At 63.7% G+C, this 2,659-nt stretch carries 1 protein-coding gene; it reads left to right on the top strand.

Annotation, left to right across the window (positions count from 1 at the left end; all coding sequences use genetic code 11):
- Positions 1–301: 301 nt before the first annotated feature.
- Positions 302–1,933, top strand: coding sequence for a methyl-accepting chemotaxis protein (locus ACYQ8L_RS18300; RefSeq protein WP_459943258.1), 1,632 nt, complete (start codon positions 302–304; stop codon positions 1,931–1,933).
- The last annotated feature ends 726 nt before the right edge of the window (positions 1,934–2,659 follow it).

Genomic DNA, 2,659 nt, shown 5'->3' with positions numbered 1-2,659 from the left:
ACGGGATCAGCCTGAGCCTGGAGTACCTCCACGGGGAGTTCGACGAGGACTTCGGCGAGGGTCACGATTCCAGGGACGCGGTGACCGCCCAGCTCGCCATGGAGTTCTGAGTCTCCGCCGTCCGCGGGGTTTCTCACGTTCTCCCAATCGGCCGGACGGCCGGTTTCTCGTCCGGCTCGTAAGACCCTACTTCCGTTAAAGTACAACGCCCACAAGACGATAAGGGGAGAGCGGAAAGATGGCGTTGACGCTCACACCGAGGTAGAGAACTTCTAGCAGCCAACGTCTGAAAGGAGTCGCCGTGCGCTGGAAAAATTTGCCTGTGTTCTGGAAAACCATGGCTGTGTTTGCGATCCCGATGGTCGTTTTGGCAGTAATAGCGGCCTGGCTGGGGAGAGAGGAGGACCGCGCGGTGCGCGAGCTGCGATGGGTTCAGGAAGAGGCGGCGCCGTTCGCGCAGAAGGCCCTTCGGCTCCGAACCCACATCGTCGAAGTGCAGCAATGGCTCACCGACGTTTCTGCGACACGGGGGCTGGACGGGCTCGACGACGGGTTTGACATGGCCGCGAAGCACGCGAGTGCGGTCGAGGACGGCCTCGCCGAATTCGCAGACGCGTACAAGAAGAGAGGCGAACCCGAACGGGTGCAGCAGGTGCTGGGCCTAAAAGACAGATTCGTGGCCTTTTACGAGATGGGGCAGCGTATGGCAAGAGCGTACGTCGAACACGGCCCCGCTGGCGGGAACGCGCTCATGGGCGAGTTCGACGAGACGTCCCTTGCCCTACAGGCCGAACTGGAACCCTTCGTGGAGGAGCACACCAAACAGCTGACCGATAGTCTGGCGTCCTCGATGGCCGTACTGGCCGGCTTCCAACACACGTTGTGGGTCGGCATTGGTCTCAACTTCGTCGCAGTCCTGGGAGTAGGCCTGTTGTTCAGCAGCGAGCTCCGCAGGAGTCTGTCGGACTGCGTGAACCGGGTACAACGAATTGCTGACGGGGATCTCACAGTATCGGCGGACGTGAACCGATCCGACGAGATCGGCCTCTTGTTGGCAGCCGTCGAGGGTATGCGGATGCAACTTCGCGAACTGGCCTCGAAACTCGTTTCCTCTAGCACCGAGTTGGCCGGAGTGGCGGAAGAACTGTCCACCACGACAGCGCAGATCGCGTCGAGCACCGAGGAGATCTCTCAACAGACCCAAGCGGTTGCAGCGAGCGGCGAGCAGATGGAAGCGACGATCCGAGAGATGGGAGAGAACGCAACCGGTGCGGCCGGTGCGGCGGAACGGGCCCAGGCCAGATCCCAGAAGGCGGGCTCTCGGGTACGCGAAGCGGGAGAGGCATTGGTTCGCATCGCCGAGGTCGTCGCGGACGCGGCACGATCGGTCGACGTCCTGAGCGCAGACGCCGAGAAGATCGGGGTGATCGTTCGCACCATCGAAGATGTCGCCGACCAGACGAACCTTCTCGCCCTCAACGCCGCGATCGAAGCAGCCCGGGCGGGGGAACACGGCCGCGGGTTTGCAGTTGTAGCCGACGAGGTGCGAAAACTCGCGGAAAAAACCGTAAAGGCCACCCGAGATATTACGGAGACGATTGGCGGAATCCAGAGCAACATCGGACGGGTCGTCGGGACGATCCGCGCCGGGGATGCGGCCGTGGAAGAGGGCAAATCCATGGGAGAGGCCGCCGGTTCCGCCATGGCCGAAGTCGAACGCGAGGTCAGCGATGCCTCGACCCAGGTGGGGCAGATCGCAGCCGCGATCCAGCAACTTTCGGAGTCGGTGACCGTGCTGGCCAGCAACCTTGAGCAAGTCGCCCAGGGCATCGAAGAGCAGACGCGAGCCGGCGAGGAGATCGCTCGCACCGCCGAAGTGGTGGCGGAAAAAGCCGACGAACTGCGCGGGCTGACGCTCCGGTTCACCGTGTGAGGCTGTCCTGCCGACAACTCGGCCCCCATCGCACCCGCAAACTGGGCCGCCCACGCGGTCAACTGGCCACGGGAGGACGGGGTAGGACGGTAGGACGGGACACTCTATCCCGCCTCCGTCAAGCAAAAAATTTATGCCGTACGGGAGGACGTTGACAGGTTATAAAGGTTTGGGGGTTCCGCCCGGCTGCGGGTTGGGGACGGGAGCGCCGCAGGGTCGCGAGTCGGGTGCCGCTCCAGGAGGCAAATCCGCTCCACCCGGTCCCCGCCCGCCTGAAACGCAACCGGCAGTTTTTCTTTCCGGATTGGCCGGAAACCGGCAAGATTTCTTTCCAGTTGCCCACGAGGACGGCTTTGTGGCTCTCCGTTTACCTCTTCCGCGTCGCGGAGGGTTCGGAATGGTTCGGGGCCGGAGCGGGTGCGTCGCCGGAGTTGAGCGGATGCCCGGAGCAGGCCGTCGGGCGCACCGTGGTCCTCGGCCGCGATCGGCCGCAGCACCGCCACCGGCACCCCGCGCCCCGTGATGGAGACCGCATTCCCTCCGCTCCACGGCCCGGCGAAACACTGAAGCCTGCGCTTTAGACTTCGACACCCCGACCTGATTCGCCGTTTCGCCTCCTCCGGGAACAACCGGTAACGCCTCAACTACAGCCCCGAGTCACTCGCTCGGCAAAGATCATCCCATAGCCGCGTCCGCCGCTTTGCTTGGGTGCCCTCGTGCCTTCGC

The organism is Deferrisoma palaeochoriense (genome assembly GCF_054656955.1).
The sequence above is the reverse complement of the archived record's forward strand: the minus strand, read 5'-3'. Positions and strand labels throughout refer to the sequence as shown.